This is a genomic window from Enterobacter sp. EC_50 (assembly GCF_019584525.1).
Lineage (GTDB): Bacteria > Pseudomonadota > Gammaproteobacteria > Enterobacterales > Enterobacteriaceae > Enterobacter > Enterobacter roggenkampii.
The window spans coordinates 61,961-82,521 of record NZ_VDAF01000005.1 but is presented as its reverse complement, the minus strand read 5'-3'; the positions used below and the strand labels follow the sequence as shown (position 1 = coordinate 82,521).

20 protein-coding genes and 3 tRNA genes are annotated in these 20,561 nt (G+C 58.4%); 14 read left to right on the top strand and 9 right to left on the bottom strand.

The genetic code is table 11. The features are described from left to right. The first annotated feature begins 1 nt into the window (after nt 1). Nucleotides 2-1,024: a HoxN/HupN/NixA family nickel/cobalt transporter gene (locus tag FHC48_RS06005; protein ID WP_045336550.1), complete on the top strand. Its 1,023-nt coding sequence runs from the start codon at nt 2-4 to the stop codon at nt 1,022-1,024. Between the two features lie 81 nt (nt 1,025-1,105). On the opposite strand, the gene norW is transcribed toward FHC48_RS06005, so the two are convergent. Together norW and norV are read right to left on the bottom strand one after the other, a co-directional pair. Then, nucleotides 1,106-2,239, bottom strand: a complete 1,134-nt coding sequence (gene norW, locus FHC48_RS06000; protein ID WP_045336553.1) for an NADH:flavorubredoxin reductase NorW — start codon at nt 2,237-2,239, stop codon at nt 1,106-1,108. Next, the gene (gene norV / locus FHC48_RS05995; RefSeq protein WP_059363626.1) at nt 2,236-3,678 is read right to left on the bottom strand and encodes an anaerobic nitric oxide reductase flavorubredoxin; all 1,443 of its coding nucleotides are present in this window, start codon (nt 3,676-3,678) and stop codon (nt 2,236-2,238) included. The genes norW and norV overlap by 4 nt, the downstream gene beginning before the upstream one ends. Nucleotides 3,679-3,866: 188 nt before the next feature. On the opposite strand from norV, the gene norR reads away from it, so the two are divergent. Further along, nucleotides 3,867-5,378: a nitric oxide reductase transcriptional regulator NorR gene (gene norR, locus FHC48_RS05990; RefSeq protein WP_049122685.1), complete on the top strand. Its 1,512-nt coding sequence runs from the start codon at nt 3,867-3,869 to the stop codon at nt 5,376-5,378. Here norR and gutQ read toward each other — a convergent pair. The 7 genes from gutQ to srlA all read right to left on the bottom strand — a co-directional run bounded on the left by gutQ (nt 5,375) and on the right by srlA (nt 10,310). Next, complete coding sequence (gene gutQ / locus FHC48_RS05985) at nt 5,375-6,340, bottom strand: arabinose-5-phosphate isomerase GutQ (RefSeq protein WP_045418125.1); 966 nt, start codon at nt 6,338-6,340, stop codon at nt 5,375-5,377. The two genes, norR and gutQ, sit on opposite strands and share 4 nt — an antisense overlap. After that, nucleotides 6,333-7,106, bottom strand: a complete 774-nt coding sequence (locus tag FHC48_RS05980) for a DNA-binding transcriptional repressor (RefSeq protein ID WP_008499558.1) — start codon at nt 7,104-7,106, stop codon at nt 6,333-6,335. The genes gutQ and FHC48_RS05980 overlap by 8 nt, the downstream gene beginning before the upstream one ends. Nucleotides 7,107-7,169: 63 nt before the next feature. Then, nucleotides 7,170-7,529, bottom strand: a complete 360-nt coding sequence (gutM, locus tag FHC48_RS05975) for a transcriptional regulator GutM (protein ID WP_032653148.1) — start codon at nt 7,527-7,529, stop codon at nt 7,170-7,172. Nucleotides 7,530-7,621: 92 nt separating this feature from the next. Next, nucleotides 7,622-8,401: a sorbitol-6-phosphate dehydrogenase gene (gene srlD, locus FHC48_RS05970; protein ID WP_008499555.1), complete on the bottom strand. Its 780-nt coding sequence runs from the start codon at nt 8,399-8,401 to the stop codon at nt 7,622-7,624. A gap of 14 nt (nt 8,402-8,415) precedes the next feature. Then, nucleotides 8,416-8,778, bottom strand: a complete 363-nt coding sequence (gene srlB / locus FHC48_RS05965; protein WP_008499554.1) for a PTS glucitol/sorbitol transporter subunit IIA — start codon at nt 8,776-8,778, stop codon at nt 8,416-8,418. A 12-nt stretch (nt 8,779-8,790) separates the two neighbouring features. Continuing rightward, nucleotides 8,791-9,750 (bottom strand): PTS glucitol/sorbitol transporter subunit IIB, encoded by a 960-nt coding sequence (locus FHC48_RS05960; RefSeq protein WP_059363625.1) that lies wholly within the window; start codon nt 9,748-9,750, stop codon nt 8,791-8,793. After that, nucleotides 9,747-10,310: a PTS glucitol/sorbitol transporter subunit IIC gene (gene srlA, locus FHC48_RS05955; RefSeq protein WP_059363624.1), complete on the bottom strand. Its 564-nt coding sequence runs from the start codon at nt 10,308-10,310 to the stop codon at nt 9,747-9,749. Before srlA ends, FHC48_RS05960 begins: the two co-directional genes overlap by 4 nt. A 251-nt stretch (nt 10,311-10,561) precedes the next feature. Between srlA and mltB the strand changes: the two genes are divergently transcribed. From mltB to FHC48_RS05895, 12 genes are all read left to right on the top strand, one after another. After that, nucleotides 10,562-11,662, top strand: coding sequence for a lytic murein transglycosylase B (gene mltB / locus FHC48_RS05950; RefSeq protein ID WP_008499552.1), 1,101 nt, complete (start codon nt 10,562-10,564; stop codon nt 11,660-11,662). A gap of 300 nt (nt 11,663-11,962) precedes the next feature. Next, nucleotides 11,963-12,616 carry a metal ABC transporter ATP-binding protein gene (locus FHC48_RS05945; RefSeq protein ID WP_059363622.1) on the top strand — a complete coding sequence of 218 codons (654 nt, stop codon included), beginning with the start codon at nt 11,963-11,965 and terminating at the stop codon, nt 12,614-12,616. Further along, nucleotides 12,613-13,473, top strand: a complete 861-nt coding sequence (locus FHC48_RS05940; RefSeq protein ID WP_045354344.1) for a metal ABC transporter permease — start codon at nt 12,613-12,615, stop codon at nt 13,471-13,473. The genes FHC48_RS05945 and FHC48_RS05940 overlap by 4 nt, the downstream gene beginning before the upstream one ends. A 14-nt stretch (nt 13,474-13,487) precedes the next feature. Further along, nucleotides 13,488-14,372, top strand: coding sequence for a metal ABC transporter substrate-binding protein (locus FHC48_RS05935; RefSeq protein ID WP_046091876.1), 885 nt, complete (start codon nt 13,488-13,490; stop codon nt 14,370-14,372). Nucleotides 14,373-14,502: 130 nt separating this feature from the next. Continuing rightward, the gene (gene pncC, locus FHC48_RS05930; protein WP_023617003.1) at nt 14,503-15,000 is read left to right on the top strand and encodes a nicotinamide-nucleotide amidase; all 498 of its coding nucleotides are present in this window, start codon (nt 14,503-14,505) and stop codon (nt 14,998-15,000) included. 89 nt (nt 15,001-15,089) lie between these two features. Further along, nucleotides 15,090-16,148, top strand: a complete 1,059-nt coding sequence (recA, locus tag FHC48_RS05925) for a recombinase RecA (protein WP_008499546.1) — start codon at nt 15,090-15,092, stop codon at nt 16,146-16,148. A 68-nt stretch (nt 16,149-16,216) separates the two neighbouring features. Beyond that, nucleotides 16,217-16,717, top strand: a complete 501-nt coding sequence (gene recX / locus FHC48_RS05920) for a recombination regulator RecX (RefSeq protein WP_059363621.1) — start codon at nt 16,217-16,219, stop codon at nt 16,715-16,717. 131 nt (nt 16,718-16,848) lie between these two features. Then, nucleotides 16,849-19,476 (top strand): alanine--tRNA ligase, encoded by a 2,628-nt coding sequence (gene alaS / locus FHC48_RS05915; RefSeq protein ID WP_008499543.1) that lies wholly within the window; start codon nt 16,849-16,851, stop codon nt 19,474-19,476. Nucleotides 19,477-19,717: 241 nt separating this feature from the next. Then, a complete protein-coding gene (gene csrA / locus FHC48_RS05910; RefSeq protein ID WP_000906486.1) occupies nt 19,718-19,903 on the top strand; it encodes a carbon storage regulator CsrA in 186 nt (61 codons plus the stop codon). A gap of 342 nt (nt 19,904-20,245) precedes the next feature. Beyond that, a tRNA-Ser gene (locus FHC48_RS05905) sits at nt 20,246-20,338 on the top strand. Nucleotides 20,339-20,342: 4 nt separating this feature from the next. Beyond that, nucleotides 20,343-20,419 (top strand) — tRNA-Arg (locus tag FHC48_RS05900). Between the two features lie 64 nt (nt 20,420-20,483). Continuing rightward, nucleotides 20,484-20,560: transfer RNA gene (locus tag FHC48_RS05895), tRNA-Arg, on the top strand. Nucleotide 20,561 lies beyond the last annotated feature (1 nt).

Here is a 20,561-nt window from a genome sequence, read left to right as displayed (position 1 = left end):
AATGTTACGACTGTTACGCAATGAACCTCGCGCCGCGCTCCTGCTGCTGGCTCTGGTAATGGCAAACCTGCTGGCCTGGGGATGGGCATGGCACACCTTTAGCGGCAGCACGGCGCTGATGGCGGCAAGCCTGCTGGCGTGGTGCTACGGACTGCGTCACGCGGTGGACGCTGACCACATTGCCGCCATTGATACCGTGACGCGTAAGATGATGCAGCAGGGCAAACGCCCCTCTGGAGTGGGGGCGTGGTTCTCGCTGGGCCACTCTACTATCGTGGTGCTGGCCTCCATTGCCATCGCCGCTACCGCCACGGCGTTTCAGAAGAACATGGCGTGGTTCCACGAAACCGGCAGCCTGATTGGCACCGCCGTTTCCGCGACCTTCCTGCTGGCGATGGCGCTGGTGAATATGGTGATCCTGCGCGGCGTCTGGCGCAATTTTCAGGCGCTAAAACGCGGCAGGCCGGTGCAGGACGACATCACGCTACCTGTTCAGGGCGGGGTGATGAACTGGCTGTTCGGCAAGACCTTCCGCCTCGTCAATAAAAGCTGGCAGATGTACCTGGTCGGTTTCCTGTTTGGTCTCGGCTTTGACACGGCCACCGAGATCGGCGTGCTGGGGATCTCTGCCGCCAGCGCGTCCAGCGGAATGTCGGTGTGGTCAATCATGATCTTCCCGGCACTCTTCGCCAGCGGCATGGCGCTGGTGGATACCCTCGACAACCTGCTGATGGTGGGTGCCTACGGCTGGGCGTTTAACAAACCGCAGCGCAAGCTTTACTACAACATGACCATCACCGGCACCTCCGTGGTGGTGGCGCTGTTTATCGGCGGGCTGGAAGCGCTGGGTCTGCTGATGGATAAATTTGCCCTCAGCGGCGGCCTCTGGGATCTGATTGGCGCGGTGAACGACAATCTGGGCAACGCCGGGTTTGTCGTCGTGGGTCTGTTTGTCGCCTGCTGGCTGATCTCGATGGCGAATTACCGCTGGCGCGGCTACGACGCGCTGGTGGTACGTTCCTGAACGAACCAGTCCAGTGGCGCTACGCTTTCACGGGTCTGCATGTAGGCCGGGTAAGCGGAGCGCCACCCGGCAATACGAGGGTTAAGCAGGGAGCGATTTCAGCAGGGCGAAGGCCTCCTTCATTCTGTCCTCACTGACGACAAAGGCGCGCATCTGACCGTCGGTATCGGTGCCGCGCGCCACCATGCCCTGCGGCGAAAGGGCAATCTGCCAGTCCAGATCCTGACGCTGCGTTTCGCCTGCGAGATGCAGCGGTAATTCCGGCGTTTTCACTTTGACCAGCATGGCGGGTAATTTCACCGGGGCGTTGCCGCCGAGCAGGTTTTTCGCCAGGCACATGGCGCTTAACTGAATCGGTTGCAGGAACGGCAGCACCTGGCCGTTAATTTCCGCGCAGTCGCCCAGGGCATACATGTCCGGCTGGGTGGTTTGCAGGTAGCTGTTAACCTTCACGCCGCGGTTGATTTCGGCGCCTGCGCGGTGCGCCAGCGCCGTTTCCGGGCGCAACCCCGTCGCCGCAATCACCACATCCACCTCCACGCTGCGGCTGCGGTCGAGCGTCGCACGTATGCCGCTGCCGGTTTTGCTCAGGCTCTGCAGCTGCGATTTCAGCAGCAGATGCACGCCCATGTCGGTCAGACGATGCTGTAAGCGACTGCTCACTTCCGCGGGCATCAGCGCTGACAGAATGCTCGCCGCGTGGTCGACCAGGGTCACGGATTTTCCCGCCCGGCAGAAGTCCATCGCCAGCTCGGTACCGATCAGCCCGCCGCCGACAATCATCACCCGCGTGGCGTCGCGAAGCTCCGTTTCGCTGGCCTGATACGCCTGCTGGCTGTTGAGCGTGACCATCAGCTCGCGGCCCTCAACCGGCGGCACAAACGCAGAGGCACCCGTGGCCAGCACCAGCTTGTCGTACTGCCAGGTTTTATCTTTCGCTTTCACCAGACGGGCGTTGGCGTCGATATCGGTGACCCAGGTGTACGGAAACAGACGCAGGTTAAACTGTTCTGCGAACGCCCCCGCCGTCTGGCGGGTGAGATCGTCTGCGCGCTGGTTCTGGCTAATGACGTGGCTTAAATCAGGCTTGTTGTACTCGTCCATGCTGTCGGCGGCGATCAGCGTCAGCGGCACGTTAGCGTCCTGCTTGCGGATATTTTTCACTAGCTGGCGGGCGGCAAAGCCCGAGCCGATAATGACGATGCCGTGGCTCATTTTGCCTCCGTTGCCAGTTCATCAAAGACGTCTTTCCCGAGGGAACATTCCGGGCAGAGGAAATTGTCCGGCACCTCGCTCCACGGCGTGCCCGGGGCGACATCCTGCAGCGGCTCGCCCCGTTCCGGGTCGTAAATCCACTGGCACACGCTGCACTGCATGCAAGGACCGAGGTCGGCAGCGGCGGCTTCAGCTACGGCTTCCGGCGCAACCGCCGCAGCGGGGGCGGTTTCCGGCAGCGGTGCGAGCGCCCACTGACGGGCAATGTCGCGGCCGTGCTGGCGGCAGATTTCCAGGGCGTCGATATCCGGCCGCCATTTCGCCTTCAGACTCATCGACATCTCAAACCCTGCATCCTGTAAACGGGTGGAAAGGCGGTCGACCGCGCCGCCGCTCCAGCCGTGGGAGCCAAAGGCGCTGGCGCGCTTGTTGCGAAAACGCAGGCCGGTCATCTCTTCGACCAGACCGGCAATCTTCGGCATCATCACGTTGTTCATGGTGGAGGTGCCCACCAGAACGCCCTTGGAGCGGAAGACGTTGGTGAGGATCTCGTTTTTATCGCTGCGCGCCACGTTGAAGATTTTCACCGCCACGTTCGGGTCCACTTCGTTGATGCCCTGGGCAATGGCGTCCGCCATCATGCGGGTGTTGTTGGACATGGTGTCGTAGAAGATCGTGATGCGATCTTCCTGATAATCCGCCGCCCACTTCAGGTACAGCTCCACGATCTGGGTGGGGTTTTCACGCCACACCACGCCGTGGGAGGTGGCAATCATCTCCACCGGCAGGTTAAAGCCGAGGATCTCGGTGATTTTAGGCGTCACCAGACGGCTGAACGGGGTGAGGATGTTGGCGTAGTACCGCTGGCACTGTTCGAACAGCTCGGTCTGATCCACCTCGTCGTTGAACAGACGTTCGTCGCAGTAGTGCTGGCCGAAGGCGTCGTTGCTGAACAGCACCGCGTCGCCGGTCATGTAGGTCATCATGCTGTCCGGCCAGTGCAGCATGGGCGTTTCCACGAAGATCAGCTGCTTGCCGTTGCCGATATCCAGCGCGTCGCCGGTTTTCACGATGTGGAAGTTCCACTCCGGATGGTGGTGGTGGCCGTTGATCGAGTCGATGGCGTTGGTGGTGCAGTAGATCGGGGTGTCCGGAATATACGACATCAGCTCGGTCAGGGCCCCGGCGTGATCCTCCTCCGCGTGGTTGATGATGATGTAGTCGATGGCGTTCAGATCGATTTCGCCGCGCAGGTTCTGCACGAACTCGCGGCTGAACTTGTGATCGACGGTATCGATCAGCACATTTTTACCTTCACGAATGAGATAGCTGTTGTAGCTGCTGCCGCGCAGCGTTTTATATTCCGTCCCGTGGAAATCGCGCACTTCCCAGTCACGTTGACCCACCCAATGAATGTTATTTTTAACCAGAATAGACATAGCAAACCTCAGCGTAATATCGCGTTTTTCAAATAGGATGGTTTGCTTATATCAAGCCGCGTGCCAACTTTTAATACATTGATTTTTATAGCTTAATGCTTTGACGATCCGAAATGGGTAGTCATTATGACTATTAAAAACAGTGTCACTATGACAACATGCATTGTCAAAATGACAGCGAGGCAGAGATGAGCTTTTCCGTAGACGTGCTGGCGAAAATCGCCATTGAACTGCAAACCGGTATTGGTCATCAGGACCGCTTCCAGCGGCTGATCTCCACGCTGCGCCACGTGCTGGCGTGCGACGCCTCGGCGCTGCTGCGCTACGAGGGGCGGCAGTTTATTCCCCTGGCCATCGACGGCCTGGCGAAGGACGTGCTCGGGCGGCGCTTTACCCTTGAAGGCCATCCGCGTCTGGAAACTATCGCCCGCGCGGGTGACGTGGTGCGCTTCCCGGCGGACAGCGATCTGCCCGACCCGTACGACGGGCTGATTCCAGGCCAGGAGAGCCTGAAGGTGCACGCCTGTATCGGCCTGCCGCTGTTTGCCGGGCAGAATCTGATTGGGGCGCTGACCCTCGACGGCCTGTCACCGGACCAGTTCGATACCTTCAGCGATGAGGAGCTTCGCCTGATTGCCGCCCTGGCCGCCGGGGCGCTGAACAATGCGCTGCTGATTGAACAGCTGGAGAGTCAGAATATTTCTCCCGGCAGCCCGGCGGCGTTTGAGCAGGTGACGCACACGGAGATGATTGGCCTCTCGCCGGGCATGGCGCAGCTCAAAAAAGAGATTGAGATTGTTGCCGCGTCCGATTTGAACGTGCTGATCTTCGGGGAGACCGGCACCGGCAAGGAGCTGGTGGCGAAGTCGATTCACGAAGCGTCGCCGCGCGCGGTCAGTCCGCTGGTGTACCTCAACTGCGCCGCGCTGCCGGAAAGCGTGGCGGAAAGCGAATTGTTTGGCCACGTCAAAGGGGCGTTTACCGGCGCCATCAGCAACCGCAGCGGCAAGTTCGAAATGGCCGATAACGGCACGCTGTTTCTGGATGAAATTGGCGAGCTCTCTCTGTCGCTCCAGGCCAAACTCCTGCGCGTATTGCAGTACGGCGATATCCAGCGCGTGGGGGATGACCGCAGTCACAGAGTGGACGTTCGCGTGCTGGCGGCAACCAACCGCGACCTGCGTGAGGCGGTGCTGGCCGGACAGTTCCGCGCCGACCTGTTCCACCGCCTGAGCGTGTTTCCGCTTACCGTGCCGCCGCTGCGCGAGCGCGGGGACGACGTGGTGCTGCTGGCGGGCTATTTCTGCGAACAGTGCCGTCTCAGGATGGGGCTTTCCCGCGTGGTGTTAAGCCCGGGGGCGAGGGCGCATCTGCTGAGCTACGGCTGGCCGGGCAACGTGCGCGAGCTGGAGCACGCGATTCACCGCGCGGTGGTGCTGGCGCGAGCGACGCGTTCGGGTGATGAAGTGGTTATACATGCCCGGCATTTTGCGCAGCATGATGAAATTGCGTCTATTGCGCAGGCTGTACCAGAGAGAGCGCATGAAAATCTGCGTGACGCGACAGAGGCGTTTCAGCGTCAGATGATTACCCGCGCGCTGGAGCAGAACAACCGCAACTGGGCGGCGTGCGCCCGGGCGCTGGAGATGGACGTCGCCAACCTGCACCGGCTGGCGAAGCGTCTCGGGCTGAAGGGTTAGATAATCCCGGCCTGATAGAAATCCTGCAGGTTGATGGCACCGCACAGCCTGCCGGTGTCATCCACCACCGGTGCGGCGGTGATTTTGCGCTTCATCAGCACCTCTTTGGCTTCAATGGCGCGGCTCTCGGCGTTCAGCGTCAGCCCGCCCTGGGTCATGGCGTCCGACACGTCTGTTTCCAGCTTACCGCCGCTCACCAGCCAGCGGCGCAGGTCGCCGTCGGTGAACACGCCTTTGACGTATCCGTCGTCATCGCACACCGCCACCAGCCCCAGACCGGTACGGCTCAGCTCCAGCATCGCGTCCATGACGCTGGTATTGAGTTTGACCTGTGGAATCGCATCTTCTGTGCGCATCAGGTGGTGAACCTTGTTGAGCAGGCGCGCTCCGAGCGCACCCGCCGGATGCGAACGGGCGAAATCTTCTTCGTTAAACCCGCGCGCCTGCATTACCGCCATCGCCAGCGCGTCGCCCATCATCAGGGTATTTACGGTGCTGGAGGTGGGGGCGAGGTGCATCGGACAGGCTTCACGCTCAACGGAAATATCCAGCGTTGCTTTGGCGGCCAGCGCCAGGGGCGAGCGGGATTTCCCGGTCATCGCCAGCAGGGCGACCGATTTTTCCTGCAGGCGCGGAATAATGAGATCCAGCTCTTTCGCCGAACCGGAGTAGGAGATAAACAGCATCACGTCGCGGCTTTCAATCATTCCCAGATCGCCGTGCAGCGCTTCGGCAGGGTGCACGAAGAAGGCCGGGGTGCCGGTGCTGGCCAGCGTCGCGGCAATCTTTTTGCCGATATGGCCGGATTTACCGATGCCCGCCACGATCACTTTGCCTTCGCAGTGGATAATGGTGTTGGCCGCGCGGACAAAATCCTCGCCCAGACGTTCCGGCAGGCGGCTGGCTTCCTGCAGCTCCAGCATCAGCGTCTGGCGGCCCGTTTCTAACAGAAAATCACTCATCTCTCTCTCCGGTTACGATCACGTCGATGCCTTTCTCTTCCAGCGCTTTTTTGAACGCCGGATCGATACCCGCGTCGGTAATCAGCTTATCAACGCTTTCAAGGCTACAGACTATGTTGGGGCTTTTGCGGCCAAACTTCGACGAGTCCGCCATCAAAATCACTTCCCGCGCGGCGTTGCACATGGCTTTACTGACGCTGAACACCTCGTTGAAGGTGGTGACGCCCGCGTTCAGGTCGATGCCGTCGGTGCCCATGAACAGTTTATCGAAGCTGAAGTGGTCGAAGGCGTTCTCCGCCAGCTGTCCGTGAAACGACGCCGATTTTTTGCGGAAGGTGCCGCCGGGCATCAGGATGGTCTGCTCGCAGTCGTTCTCCGACAGGGCGTTGACGATGTGCAGGCTGTTGGTCATCACCGTGATGTTGTTAAAGCGGCTGAGCAGGGGGATCATCTGCAGGACGGTACTGCCTGCATCCAGAATGATCGAGTCGCCATCGTGGATAAATTTTACGGCGGCTTCGGCAATCAGCGCTTTCTGGTGGGTATTGATCAGCGTTTTGTGGTCGATAGGCGGGTCCGCTTCGTCTTTATTGAGCACCACGCCGCCGTAGGTTCGAATGACGGCGCCAGAGTTTTCGAGCAATACGAGGTCCTTGCGTATCGTCGTGCCGGTGGTGTCAAAGTAGTGGGCCAGATCCTCCACCGAGCATTTTCCCTGTTTTTGCAGATGCTCAAGAATGGCCGCCTGCCGCTGACGAGGTTTCATAGGCGCTTCGTTCCTTAGGTTGCGAAATGATAATTTCGCAAGTCTATATCTTTCACAACGAAATTATCCATGTTTCAGATTAAGCGCTAATGATAGTGCATTCTGACAAAGTGGATCATGGGGAAAGATCACATCGGGCTGCAATTCCTGCAGCGAAATGCCGTTGATTGCCTGGATTTTCACCGGACGGGCAAAGACGGTCATGCCGCGCATGATGAGGGAATCGCAGACCTTGTTGTTTTCATCCAGCGCAACAGCCACGACGACCCGCGGCTTGAAACGTCCACCGGAACGCCCGACGCCCACGCGGCCTTTCTGGCACAGGGCGTCAAACGCGCGGTTAAACCGATGGATTTGCCAGCCGCCAAACGCCATCTGGCAGATCCAGGCGAGGGCGGCGACGGTAATGAGTGCGGTGACCATATCGGCTCCTTTAATTGCCGGGTGGCGGCTGCGCCTTACCCGGCCTGCGGGGATGGTAGCCCCGGTAAGCGCAGCGCCACCGGGGAATGAACTCAGAACATCACCTGCCCACCGGTGACGTTAATCGACTGTCCGGTGCAGTATGAGGCTTTCGGGCTGGCGTAAAACAGCAGCATGTTCAGCACGTCCTGATAGTCGCACCCGCGCTTGAGCGGCACTTTATCGATGTAGTACTGCTCCACTTCTTCCGCTTTAATACCGAGCTTGGTGGCGTACTGCGGCAGCAGGGACTGGAACATCGGCGATTTCAGCAGATTGCCCAGCATCAGCGAGTGGACGGTAATGCCGTATTCGGCCAGATCCAGCGCCAGAGACTGCGTCAGCCCCACGCCGCCAAACTTCGCCGCGCTGTAGCCGGAGTTGTGCTTGCTGCCCACTTTCCCCGATTTTGAGTTGATCTGAATGATGCGCCCCTGAATGCCGTCGCGGATCATCAGACGGGAAAACTCGCGGGCGCAGAGGAAATAGCCCACCAGATTGACCTGCAGCGAGCGGTCAAAATCCCCCAGCTCGAAGTCGCTGATAAAGGCCGCTTTCGCAATGCCGGCGCTGTAAACCAGCAGGTCGGTACGCCCAAAAATGTCGTCCACGCCGCGGGCGAGCGCCATCACGCTCTGCTCGCTGGTGGCGTCGGCGCCAAACCCGTAAGCCATTCCTTCGCCAAACTCGGTGTTGATGGTGTCCGCCACGCGGGCGGCCTTTTCACTCTGAATATCCACTACCGCCACGCGGTAACCCTCAGCGGCAAGCCCACGGCAGAGGAACTCGCCTAAGGTTTGTCCCCCACCAATGACAACGGCAACCTGACTCATGTCTATCTCCTTAATTACGCAACAAATTTTAACGTGCAGCCTGGGGTAACGGCCTGCGGAACCGGGCCCGCTACGTGAACCGTGCCGGGATATTCCGCCTGCGGCTGGCCGTCGAAACGCAGGGTGATGTGGCCCAGCTCGCGCAGGTTTTGTTCAGCGACGTCGCCGACGGCGGTCACGGCATAGCGCGCCTCGCCCAGCTCCAGCTGGCTCCCGGCCTTTAGCTCACCGTTCAGCTCGCCGTGGCAGTGGATGAAGCAAAACTCTTCGATATCCGCAGGCGCCCCTTCGCGAAAGGTGATCAGCATCTGGTCGCTCAGCGCATCCGCCGCGCTCTGGCCGATGCGGGTAATGGTGGTCTGGTAAATCACGGTCATGGCAGGAACCTCTTATTGATAAATAAAGCCGGAGACAAACCAGGCAATCAGCACCGTCGGCGCGCCCGTCAGGAAGCGGCTGACCAGCACGGACGGCACGCCCACGCGCACGGTGTCCTGGCGTGCTTCCGCCAGCGACAGCCCCACGGGGATAAAGTCGCACGCTGCCTGGGCGTTAATGGCAAACAGGGCGGGCAGGGCGAGGTGCGGGGGAATGTTCCCCAGACCAATCTGCACGCCAATCAGCACGCCGATGACCTGAGCAATCACCGCGCCCGGGCCGAGGAACGGCGACAGCAGCGGGAAGGAGCAGATCAGCGCCAGCGTCACCAGCCCAAGCGGGTGGCTGGCGAGCGGGGCGAGGCCGTGGGCAATCCAGTCGCCCAGGCCGGAGGCCATGATGATGCCGATCAGCGCCGAGACGAACGCCATAAACGGCAGGATGGTCTTCAGCACCGTGTCGATGGTGTCGCGCCCGGACTGGAACAGCACCGCCACGGCGGACCCCATCCCCATCCCGACCTTTGCCAGCAGGCCGTCGCTCTGCTCGGTAATTTTCTTGCTGGTGTCGTACTCGCGCGGGGCCGCTTTTTGCGGCGCAGACGTCCCCTTCACCAGGGTGATGTTGTCTTCCTTCACGCCTGAGACATAAATGTCTTCGAGGATGTACTGCGCCAGCGGGCCGGATTTCCCGGTGGAGTGAATATTTACCGTCGGAATGCGGCGCTTCGGATAGATGCCGCAGCGCAGCGTGCCGCCGCAGTCGATCACCGCCACGCCAATTTCCGCTTCCGGCGGTTCGCCTTCCTTGAAGCCATCGACCGCTTCCCAGCCGGTCAGATCGCGCAACGTGTCGACGATCGCCGGGCGCGTGCCCGCGGTGATGTACACAATCTTTTTGCCTTCGGTGGCGTCGAACTCCAGCGGGCCGCCCCAGCCGCCCTTGCCTTTCTCAATGCGGATCCGGTTCATGCTGTGGCTCCTGAAAGATGGACTTTCTGTTGAAGCTGGATGCCCATTTTTTTCTCAAAAATGGCGGTGGTGAGGTCGGTCACCCAGCCGCGGAAGAAGTTGGTCACCAGACCGACCAGCAGGTAGCTCACCGCCAGCGGGCCGAGCGGCAGGCCAAGCGTGGTCAGGCCGCTGGCGATCCCGAGATAAACGAACAGTTCGCCGGGGTTGATGTGTGGGAACAGGCCGTTCATGGAATGGCAGCTGTAGGAGGCGGCGGCGTAATAGCTCGGCTTGTACTTCTCTGGCATAAAGCGGCCGAGGCTTAAGGTCATCGGGTTGCAGAACACGAAGGTGCCGATAAAGGGCAGTATCAGGTAGCGGGACAGCGGGTTTCCGGCGCAGCGCTGGGCGAAGCGCTCAATGCGCTGCTGGCCGATAAAGTTAATCAGCGCGTTCATGATCACCAGCAGGCTGATCAGCAGGGGCAGGATCCCGGTCACCATGCCGGTGAACACTTCTCCGCCTTTCTGAAACAGCCCGATGAACCACTCGGCGCCGTGGGTGATGGTTTCTATCATTCTTCTCTCCTGTAGGGCGTTTGTTTTTGTCTATCTGTGGCTAATAATAATCACTTTGAAAGGTTTTAAAGTGTTAGTTAGATCTCACAATGAAAGAAAAATGGATTATTTTGAAAGATAATTGACGTGGTGAATGATTTTCGGGGGAAAAAAGCACGGATTTGCGTTGGGGAGGTGCGTACCGCTTCCTTGAGGTGTTGCGGATGCTTTACCATACTGGGTTCTTATCGAACCCGTTAAATGGATGTCTCATGTTCAAGCGTCGTTATGCAGCGCTGTTGCCTGCGCTTATTCTGCTGTCTGCCTGTAGTAGCAAACCTAAGACCGAAGCCGTTCAGCAAACGGCGGGCGCGCCTTCCGGAGGATTCCTGCTGGAGCCGCAGCACAATATGATGCAGATGGGCGGCGACTTCGCGAATAACCCGGCGGCCGAGCAGTTCATCGATAAAATGGTGAGCAAGCACGGCTTTGACAGACAGCAGCTGCACGAAATTTTGTCTCAGGCCAAGCGTCTGGACTACGTGCTGCGCCTGATGGACAGACAGGCGCCGACGGCCCAGGTGCCGAGCGGGCCAAATGGGGCGTGGCTGCGCTATCGCAAACAGTTCATTACCCCGGACAACGTGCAAAACGGCGTGGCGTTCTGGAATCAGTATGAAGATGCGCTTAACCGCGCGTGGCAGGTGTACGGCGTGCCGCCTGAAATTATCGTCGGGATTATCGGCGTGGAAACCCGCTGGGGCCGCGTGATGGGCAAAACCCGCATTCTGGATGCGCTGGCGACGCTCTCCTTTAACTACCCGCGCCGCGCGGAGTATTTCTCTTCCGAGCTGGAAACCTTCCTGCTGATGGCGCGCAACGAGCAGGACGATCCGCTCGATCTGAAAGGGTCGTTTGCCGGCGCGATGGGCTACGGCCAGTTTATGCCGTCGTCCTATAAGCAGTATGCCGTCGACTTTAACGGAGATGGCCATATCAACCTGTGGGATCCGGTGGATGCCATCGGCAGCGTGGCGAACTACTTCAAAGCGCACGGCTGGGTGCCGGGCGGCCAGGTGGCGGTACAGGCGAACGGTCAGGCGCCGGGGCTGGAAAACGGCTTCAAAACCAACTACAGCATTTCGCAGCTGTCCGCGGCAGGCCTAACGCCAACGCAGCCGCTGGGCAATGCACAGCAGGCGAGTCTGCTGCGTCTCGATGTCGGAACGGGCTATCAGTACTGGTACGGGCTGCCGAACTTCTACACCATCACCCGCTATAACCACAGCACCCACTATGCGATGGCCGTATGGCAGCTGGGGCTGGCGGTATCGCAGGCCCGCGTGCCGGCGGCGTCACCGTTTAGTCAGTAAGTTACCCCGACGGGTAGGCCGGGTAAGGCAACGCCGCCACCCGGCATGGCTGCGCGCACGGTGCGGCCTGTTGCCCTCTCCCATGGGAGAGGGCGTTTTGCAGAAACATTTCGCCACACTCCCTTTTCAACCCTGCCATTTACATCCTAATCACCTTTCATTATTGTTATGTTATAACATTTAAATTGGTGCCGAGATGTCAATGTCCCTTTTCTCTCTGTCTGCGCCGGTTCGGCTTTTGCTGGCGCTGGTGCTTATCGTCTTTCTCGGCCTGGCCGTGCGCTGGGCGGTGGCATTGCCATGATCGTGATGAATGAACTGGTTGCGGGTTACGACCACCAGCCCGTCACGCGCGCGCTTTCGGGCGTCATTGAACGCGGCAGCATGACCGCCATTGTTGGGGCCAACGGCTGCGGCAAATCCACGCTGCTGAAAACGCTCGCGGGTTTTATCCCACCCGTAAGCGGCGGTTTTCGCTGGCAGGGGAAGCGCCCGGTGATTGGCTGGCTGGCACAGCGTCACGCGCTGGAGGTGCAGTTTCCGCTGACCGTTCGCGATGTCGTCAGCATGGGCTGCTGGCCGGGCATTTCGCTGCTTTCCGGGTTTCGTCGCGAAACGCGGTTGCGTATTGCCAGCGCGCTTGAGCGGGTCGGGCTGGAATCCATGGCATCATCCACCATTGATGAGCTCTCCGGCGGCCAGTTCCAGCGCATGCTGTTTGCCCGCGTCCTGGTACAGCAGGCGCCGCTGGTGATGCTGGACGAGCCCTTTACCGGCATCGATGAAGCCACCTGTAACGTGCTGATGGATGTGATGCTGGAGATGTATATGCAGGGGCAAACGCTGCTCGCGGTACTGCACGACAGCGAGCGCGTGTCGCGCCACTTCCCGCAGACGTTGCGGCTGGATGCTGACGTGCCTCAGTGGAAAACCGAGCGGGTGAGGGTGGCATGATCTGGCACACATTCTTCCAGCCGTTCATCGAGTACGGCTTTATGCGCCGCGCGCTGGTGGTTTGCCTGGCGCTTTCTATCAGCACCACCGCGCTCGGCGTATTCCTCCAGCTGCGCCGGATGAGCCTGATGGGCGATGCCCTTTCTCACGCTATTTTGCCGGGCGTCGCCGTGGGATACCTGCTCAGCGGCCTGTCGCTGCTGGCAATGAGTATCGGCGGTTTTGTCGCGGGCATTACCGTGGCGCTGCTGGCCGGTCTGGTCAGCCGACGCACGCCGCTTAAGGAAGATGCCAGCTTTGCCGGGTTTTATCTTGGCTCACTGGCGCTGGGGGTCACGCTGGTATCGCTTCGTGGGTCGAATGTCGATCTGCTGCATCTGCTGTTTGGCTCCATCCTCGCCGTGGACAACGACGCCGCGCTGTTTGTCACAGCCGTGTGCATGTTCACTCTTATCGTGCTGGCAATGTTTTATCGCGGCCTGGTTACCGAAGCGTTTGACACCGCCTGGCTACAGGTGAACGCCCGCTGGCTGCCCGGCCTGCTGCACGGACTGTTTCTGGCGCTGCTGGTGCTTAACCTGGTGGCCGGTTTTCAGGTGCTCGGCACGCTGATGGCCGTCGGTCTGATGATGCTGCCAGCCGTGGCGGCACGCTGCTGGGTACGCACGCTACCGGCGTTACTCCTGATGGCGGGCATCAGCGGTATTGTCTGCGCATGGCTGGGGTTGAGCCTCTCCTGGGCGATGAGTCTCCCGGCCGGGCCATCCATTGTGCTCACCGCCAGCGCGCTGTTCTTTATTTCCATTTTATTGGGTACGCGAAGCAGGCTCGCTGGCAGTCTGCGGGCGTATTTTTAACGCAAGGGGAAACGATGAAACGTACAGGACTAGTAGTGGCAGTGGCGCTCGCGCTGGGGATGATGTCGCAGGGCGTGATGGCGAAAACGCTGAATGTGGTCACCAGCTTCTCGATACTGGGGGATATCACCCAGGAGGTGGGCGGCGATCATGTGAAGGTGACGACGCTGGTGGGGCCGGACGGCGATCCGCATACCTTCGAACCGTCGCCGAAGGACAGCGCGGCGCTGAGCAAGGCCGATGTGGTGGTGGTGAACGGTCTGGGGCTGGAGGGCTGGCTTGACCGCCTGGTGAAAGCCTCCGGGTTCAAAGGGCAACTGGTCATCGCCTCAACAGGCGTGAAAACGCACACGCTTGAGGAAGATGGAAAGACCGTGACCGATCCGCACGCGTGGAACAGCGCGGCGAACGGGGCGTTATATGCACAAAATATTCTGAACGGGCTGGTGAAAGCCGATCCGCAGGACAAAGCCGCGCTGGAAGCCTCCGGTAAACCCTATATCACGCAGCTCAACCAGCTGGATAGCTGGGCCAAAACGCGCTTTAGCCAGATCCCGCAGGCGAAGCGCAAGGTGCTGACCAGCCATGACGCCTTCGGCTATTTCAGCCGCGCTTATGGCGTAACCTTCATGGCACCTCAAGGACTCTCTTCAGAGAGCGAGGCCAGCGCGGCGCAGGTTGCTGAGATCATCAATCAGATCAAAGCCGACGGCGTAAAAACCTGGTTTATGGAAAACCAGCTCGATCCGCGTCTGGTGAAGCAGATTGCCTCGGCGACGGGCGCGCAGCCAGGGGGAGAACTTTACCCGGAGGCCTTGTCGGCAAAAGGCGGCGTGGCAGACACCTACGTCAAGGCGTTCCGCCACAATGTGAATACCCTCGCCGACAGCATGAAATAACCTCTTCCACGGCCGGTGCGTTTGCACCGGCTTTTTTCTGAAGCCCCCTCGTAAAACCTGAAGCGCATCCCCACATCTGACGAGAAAGTGCTATCTTGTGCAGCACGTTTTTCTGATGCCTGGAGCGAGAATGACTGACCATGAATTGATGCAGCTTAGCGAGATCGTTGGCCTGGCGCTTAAGCAGCGTGGGGCGACAATCACCACCGCGGAATCCTGCACCGGCGGCTGGGTGGCGAAAGTGATTACCGATATTGCCGGCAGTTCCGCCTGGTTTGAACGCGGTTTTGTGACCTACAGTAACGAAGCTAAGGCACAAATGATTGGCGTGCGTGAAGCCACGCTGGAACAGCATGGCGCGGTCAGTGAACCGGTGGTCATTGAAATGGCCATTGGCGCGCTCAAGGCGGCGCGGGCAGATTACGCGATTTCCATTAGCGGCATCGCGGGGCCGGACGGCGGCAGCGACGTGAAGCCTGTTGGCACCGTCTGGTTTGGGTTTGCCACGTCTAAAGGGGAAGGGATCACCCGCCGGGAGTGCTTCAGCGGCGATCGCGAAAGCGTGCGCCGTCAGGCAACGGAATATGCGTTAAAAACGCTCTGGCAACAATTTCTACAAAACACTTGATACTGTATGACCATACAGTATAATTGCACCAACAGAACAGAAATCCACGGTGAAGCACAGTCGCTTCTCCCGGCATGACAGGAGTAATAATGGCTATCGACGAAAACAAACAGAAAGCGTTGGCGGCAGCACTGGGCCAGATCGAAAAGCAATTCGGTAAAGGCTCCATCATGCGCCTGGGTGAAGACCGTACCATGGATGTGGAAACGATCTCCACCGGTTCGCTTTCTCTGGATATCGCGCTGGGCGCGGGCGGCCTGCCAATGGGCCGTATCGTAGAGATCTACGGGCCAGAATCCTCCGGTAAAACCACCCTGACGCTGCAGGTGATTGCTGCGGCACAGCGCGAAGGTAAAACCTGTGCGTTCATCGATGCCGAGCACGCGCTGGATCCTGTTTATGCGCGTAAGCTGGGCGTGGACATCGACAACCTGCTGTGTTCTCAGCCGGACACCGGTGAGCAGGCCCTGGAAATTTGTGACGCGCTGGCGCGCTCCGGTGCGGTTGACGTTATCGTTGTTGACTCCGTTGCCGCACTGACGCCAAAAGCGGAAATCGAAGGTGAAATCGGCGACTCTCACATGGGCCTCGCGGCACGTATGATGAGCCAGGCGATGCGTAAGCTGGCCGGTAACCTGAAGCAGTCCAACACGCTGCTGATCTTCATCAACCAGATCCGTATGAAAATTGGTGTGATGTTCGGTAACCCGGAAACCACAACCGGTGGTAACGCCCTGAAATTCTACGCGTCTGTCCGTCTGGATATCCGCCGTATCGGTGCGGTGAAAGAGGGTGAAAACGTCGTCGGTAGCGAAACCCGCGTGAAGGTGGTGAAGAACAAAATCGCTGCACCGTTCAAACAGGCTGAGTTCCAGATCCTCTACGGTGAAGGGATCAACTTCTACGGTGAACTGGTTGACCTGGGCGTGAAAGAGAAGCTGATTGAAAAAGCGGGCGCCTGGTACAGCTACAACGGTGACAAGATTGGTCAGGGTAAAGCGAATGCTATCTCCTGGCTGAAAGAGAACCCGGCTGCGGCGAAAGAGATTGAGAAGAAGGTGCGCGAGCTTCTGCTGAACAACCAGGACTCCAAACCTGATTTCGTAGTCGATGCTGCGGATGCTGAAGAAACCAACGAAGACTTTTAAGTCTCTCGTGTAAAGATGAAGGGCTGCTGATGCGGCCCTTTTTGCATTTCTGATTCTACAGGTTTTTTATGAGTGAACCGACATCACGCCGACCCGCCTACGCGCGCTTGCTGGATCGTGCGGTGCGCATCCTGGCCGTGCGTGACCACAGTGAGCAGGAGCTGCGGCGGAAGCTGTCGGCTCCGGTGATGAGTAAAAACGGGCCGGAAGAGATTGATGCCACGGCGGAAGACTACGACCGCGTGGTGGCCTGGTGCTATGAGCATCATTACCTGGACGATGACCGCTTTGCCTCGCGCTTTCTCGCCAGCCGCGGCCGCAAGGGGTACGGCCCTGCGCGCATCCGGCAGGAGCTGAACCAGAAAGGGGTGGCCCGGGAGTCCATCGAAAAAGCGATGCGCGAGTGCGACATTGACTGGTGCGAGCTGGCAAAAGAGCAGGCCATTCGCAAGTACGGCGAACCGCTGCCGCGTGATTTTTCAGAAAAAGTCAAAATCCAGCGCTTTTTGCTCTACCGCGGCTTCCTGATGGAAGATATTCAGGATATCTGGCGTAATTTTGCCGATTGAACGCATGCGGGATTTTACTTCCCACTAAAGAAAACTTATCTTATTCCCACTTTTTCCAGTAGCTGGTCTGTCCAACGGTTTACCGATACAGGCTGGCTACGACATTTCGTTAGCTTGATTTCAGGATAATTATGAGCAAGAGCACCGCTGAGATCCGTCAGGCGTTTCTCGATTTTTTCCATAGTAAGGGACACCAGGTTGTTGCCAGCAGCTCCCTGGTACCGAACAACGATCCGACTCTGCTGTTTACCAACGCCGGGATGAACCAGTTCAAGGATGTGTTCCTTGGTCTCGACAAGCGTAATTATTCCCGCGCCACAACCTCACAGCGTTGCGTGCGTGCGGGCGGTAAACACAACGACCTGGAAAACGTCGGTTACACCGCGCGTCACCACACCTTCTTCGAAATGCTGGGTAACTTCAGCTTCGGCGACTACTTCAAACACGATGCCATTCAATACGCGTGGGAACTGCTGACCGGTGAAAACTGGTTCAACCTGCCGAAAGAGCGTCTGTGGGTTACCGTCTATGAAACCGATGACGAAGCCTACGAAATCTGGGAAAAAGAGGTCGGTATCCCGCGCGAGCGTATTATTCGCATCGGTGATAACAAAGGCGCGCCATACGCGTCTGACAACTTCTGGCAGATGGGTGACACCGGTCCTTGCGGTCCGTGCACCGAGATCTTCTACGATCACGGCGACCACATCTGGGGTGGCCCTCCAGGCAGCCCGGAAGAAGACGGCGATCGCTACATTGAGATCTGGAACATCGTCTTCATGCAGTTCAACCGTCAGGCCGACGGTACCATGGAGCCGCTGCCGAAGCCTTCCGTTGATACCGGTATGGGTCTGGAGCGTATTGCCGCGGTACTGCAGCACGTTAACTCCAACTATGAGATTGACCTGTTCAGCACTCTGATCAAAGCCGTTGCGGAAGTCACCGGCGCGACCGACCTGAACAACAAATCGCTGCGCGTTATCGCGGACCACATTCGTTCCTGCGCGTTCCTGATTGCCGACGGCGTTATCCCGTCGAATGAAAACCGTGGCTACGTGCTGCGTCGTATCATTCGTCGTGCTATCCGTCACGGCAACATGCTGGGCGCGAAGGACACCTTCTTCTATAAACTCGTTGGGCCACTGATTGGCGTGATGGGGTCAGCGGGTGACGAGCTGAAACGCCAGCAGGCGCAGGTTGAGCAGGTTCTGAAAACCGAAGAAGAGCAGTTTGCCCGCACGCTGGAGCGCGGTCTGGCGCTGCTGGACGAAGAGCTGGCGAAGCTTAAGGGCGACACCCTGGACGGCGAAACCGCTTTCCGCCTGTACGACACCTACGGCTTCCCGGTTGACCTGACGGCGGACGTTTGCCGCGAGCGTAACATTAAAGTTGACGAAGCGGGCTTCGAAGCCGCGATGGAAGAGCAGCGCCGTCGTGCGCGCGAGTCCAGCGGTTTCGGTGCAGACTACAACGCGATGATTCGCGTTGATAGCGCGTCTGAATTCAAAGGCTATGAGGCGCTGGAACTGACTGGCAAAGTGACCGCCCTGTTTGTTGACGGCAAAGCCGTGGACAGCATCAGCGCAGGTCAGGAAGCCGTAGTCATTCTGGACAAAACGCCGTTCTACGCCGAATCCGGCGGCCAGGTTGGCGATAAAGGCGAACTGAAGGGCAATGGCTTTAGCTTCAGCGTGACCGATACCCAGAAATACGGTCAGGCGATTGGCCACCAGGGCAAACTGGTTTCCGGTTCTCTGAAAGTGGGCGAGGGCGTCCAGGCTAACGTTGATGAAGCTCGCCGCGCGCGCATTCGTCTGAACCACTCGGCAACCCACCTGATGCACGCTGCCCTGCGCGACGTGCTCGGTACCCACGTTGCACAGAAAGGTTCTCTGGTTAACGATAAAGTGCTGCGCTTCGACTTCTCGCATTTTGAAGCGATGAAGCCGTCTGAAATCCGCGCGGTGGAAGATCTGGTGAACGCGCAGATCCGTCGTAACCTGCCAATCGAGACCCACATCATGGATCTCGAAGACGCGAAGAAAAAAGGTGCGATGGCGCTGTTTGGCGAGAAATACGACGAACGTGTTCGCGTGTTGAGCATGGGCGACTTCTCTACCGAACTGTGCGGCGGTACACACGCCTCGCGCACCGGTGACATCGGCCTGTTCCGCATCGTTTCCGAGTCGGGTACGGCGGCAGGCGTGCGTCGTATTGAAGCGGTGACCGGTGAAGGTGCGATTGCCAGCCTGCATGCGCAGAGCGATCAGCTGCACGACATCGCGCAGCTGCTGAAAGGCGATAGCCAGAACCTGGGCGAGAAAGTGCGCGTTGCGCTGGATCGCACGCGTCAGCTGGAAAAAGAGCTGCAGCAGCTGAAAGAGCAGGCTGCGGCGCAGGAGAGTGCAAACCTCTCCAGCAAGGCTGTAGACATTAAGGGCGTCAAACTGCTGGTCAGCGATCTGGCGGGCGTTGAGCCTAAGATGCTGCGTACTATGGTCGACGATCTCAAGAACCAGCTCGGTTCTACCGTTATCGTGCTGGCGACAGTAGCAGAAGGTAAGGTTTCTCTGATTGCGGGCGTCTCTAAGGATGTGACTGACCGCGTAAAAGCAGGGGAACTGATTGGCATGGTCGCTCAGCAGGTGGGCGGCAAGGGTGGCGGTCGTCCGGACATGGCGCAAGCCGGTGGTACGGATGCGGCGGCACTTCCTGCGGCATTAGCCAGCGTTGAAAGCTGGGTAAGCGCGAAACTGTAATAACTACAAAGCACAAGCAGACGCCATAGCGGTAACGTTATGGCGTCTTGTTCACTGTGCTATCGATAACGATAAAGTCAGGTTGAGTTTGTGTATATCGGCTAAACTTACGTTTAACAGAATGTGATGCCGTGACTGCTTACACTTTACGTGTTTGTCATCGCTTACTTTTTGGCGTTATATGATGGATAATGCCGGGATACAAGAGACCCGACTCTTTTAATCTTTCAAGGAGCAAAGAATGCTGATTCTGACTCGTCGAGTTGGTGAGACCCTCATGATTGGGGATGAGGTCACCGTGACAGTTTTAGGGGTAAAGGGTAACCAGGTACGTATTGGTGTTAACGCTCCTAAAGAAGTATCTGTCCACCGTGAAGAGATCTACCAGCGTATCCAGGCTGAAAAATCCCAGCAGTCCAGTTACTGATATTGTCGCGTCTCGCTGTCGGGCGAGACGCAACCCTCCCGCTATTTTTCCTGCGCAAAGTTACCGTTTAATTTCAATCGCTCTCTTTTTGACCACTCCGCTACCCTTATCTCGTCCCAACACTGTCTTTTCCGCATCAGTTTTCTGTGAAGATGCCTGCAAAATCCGCTTATAAAACACCCTCTTTGCGGCTTTTACATGCGAATTGCGTGTGATTTGTGCAAACGATAAAAGCTTTTGGAAAATTGTTTGACTTATAAGTCCCAGAAAGTAATATATGCGCCACGCAGCGACGAGAAGCTCTTAACGAGTTACTCGAAGCACTCGAAAGAGGCGTTGTGTGGTGAGGTGGCCGAGAGGCTGAAGGCGCTCCCCTGCTAAGGGAGTATGCGGTCAAAAGCTGCATCCGGGGTTCGAATCCCCGCCTCACCGCCATTTTGCATCCGTAGCTCAGCTGGATAGAGTACTCGGCTACGAACCGAGCGGTCGGAGGTTCGAATCCTCCCGGATGCACCATCTATTACTTCATATTGCTTTAGAAGTGATATGAACATCGAGCAGTACAGTAGTAAATCCCGATGCATCCGTAGCTCAGCTGGATAGAGTACTCGGCTACGAACCGAGCGGTCGGAGGTTCGAATCCTCCCGGATGCACCAT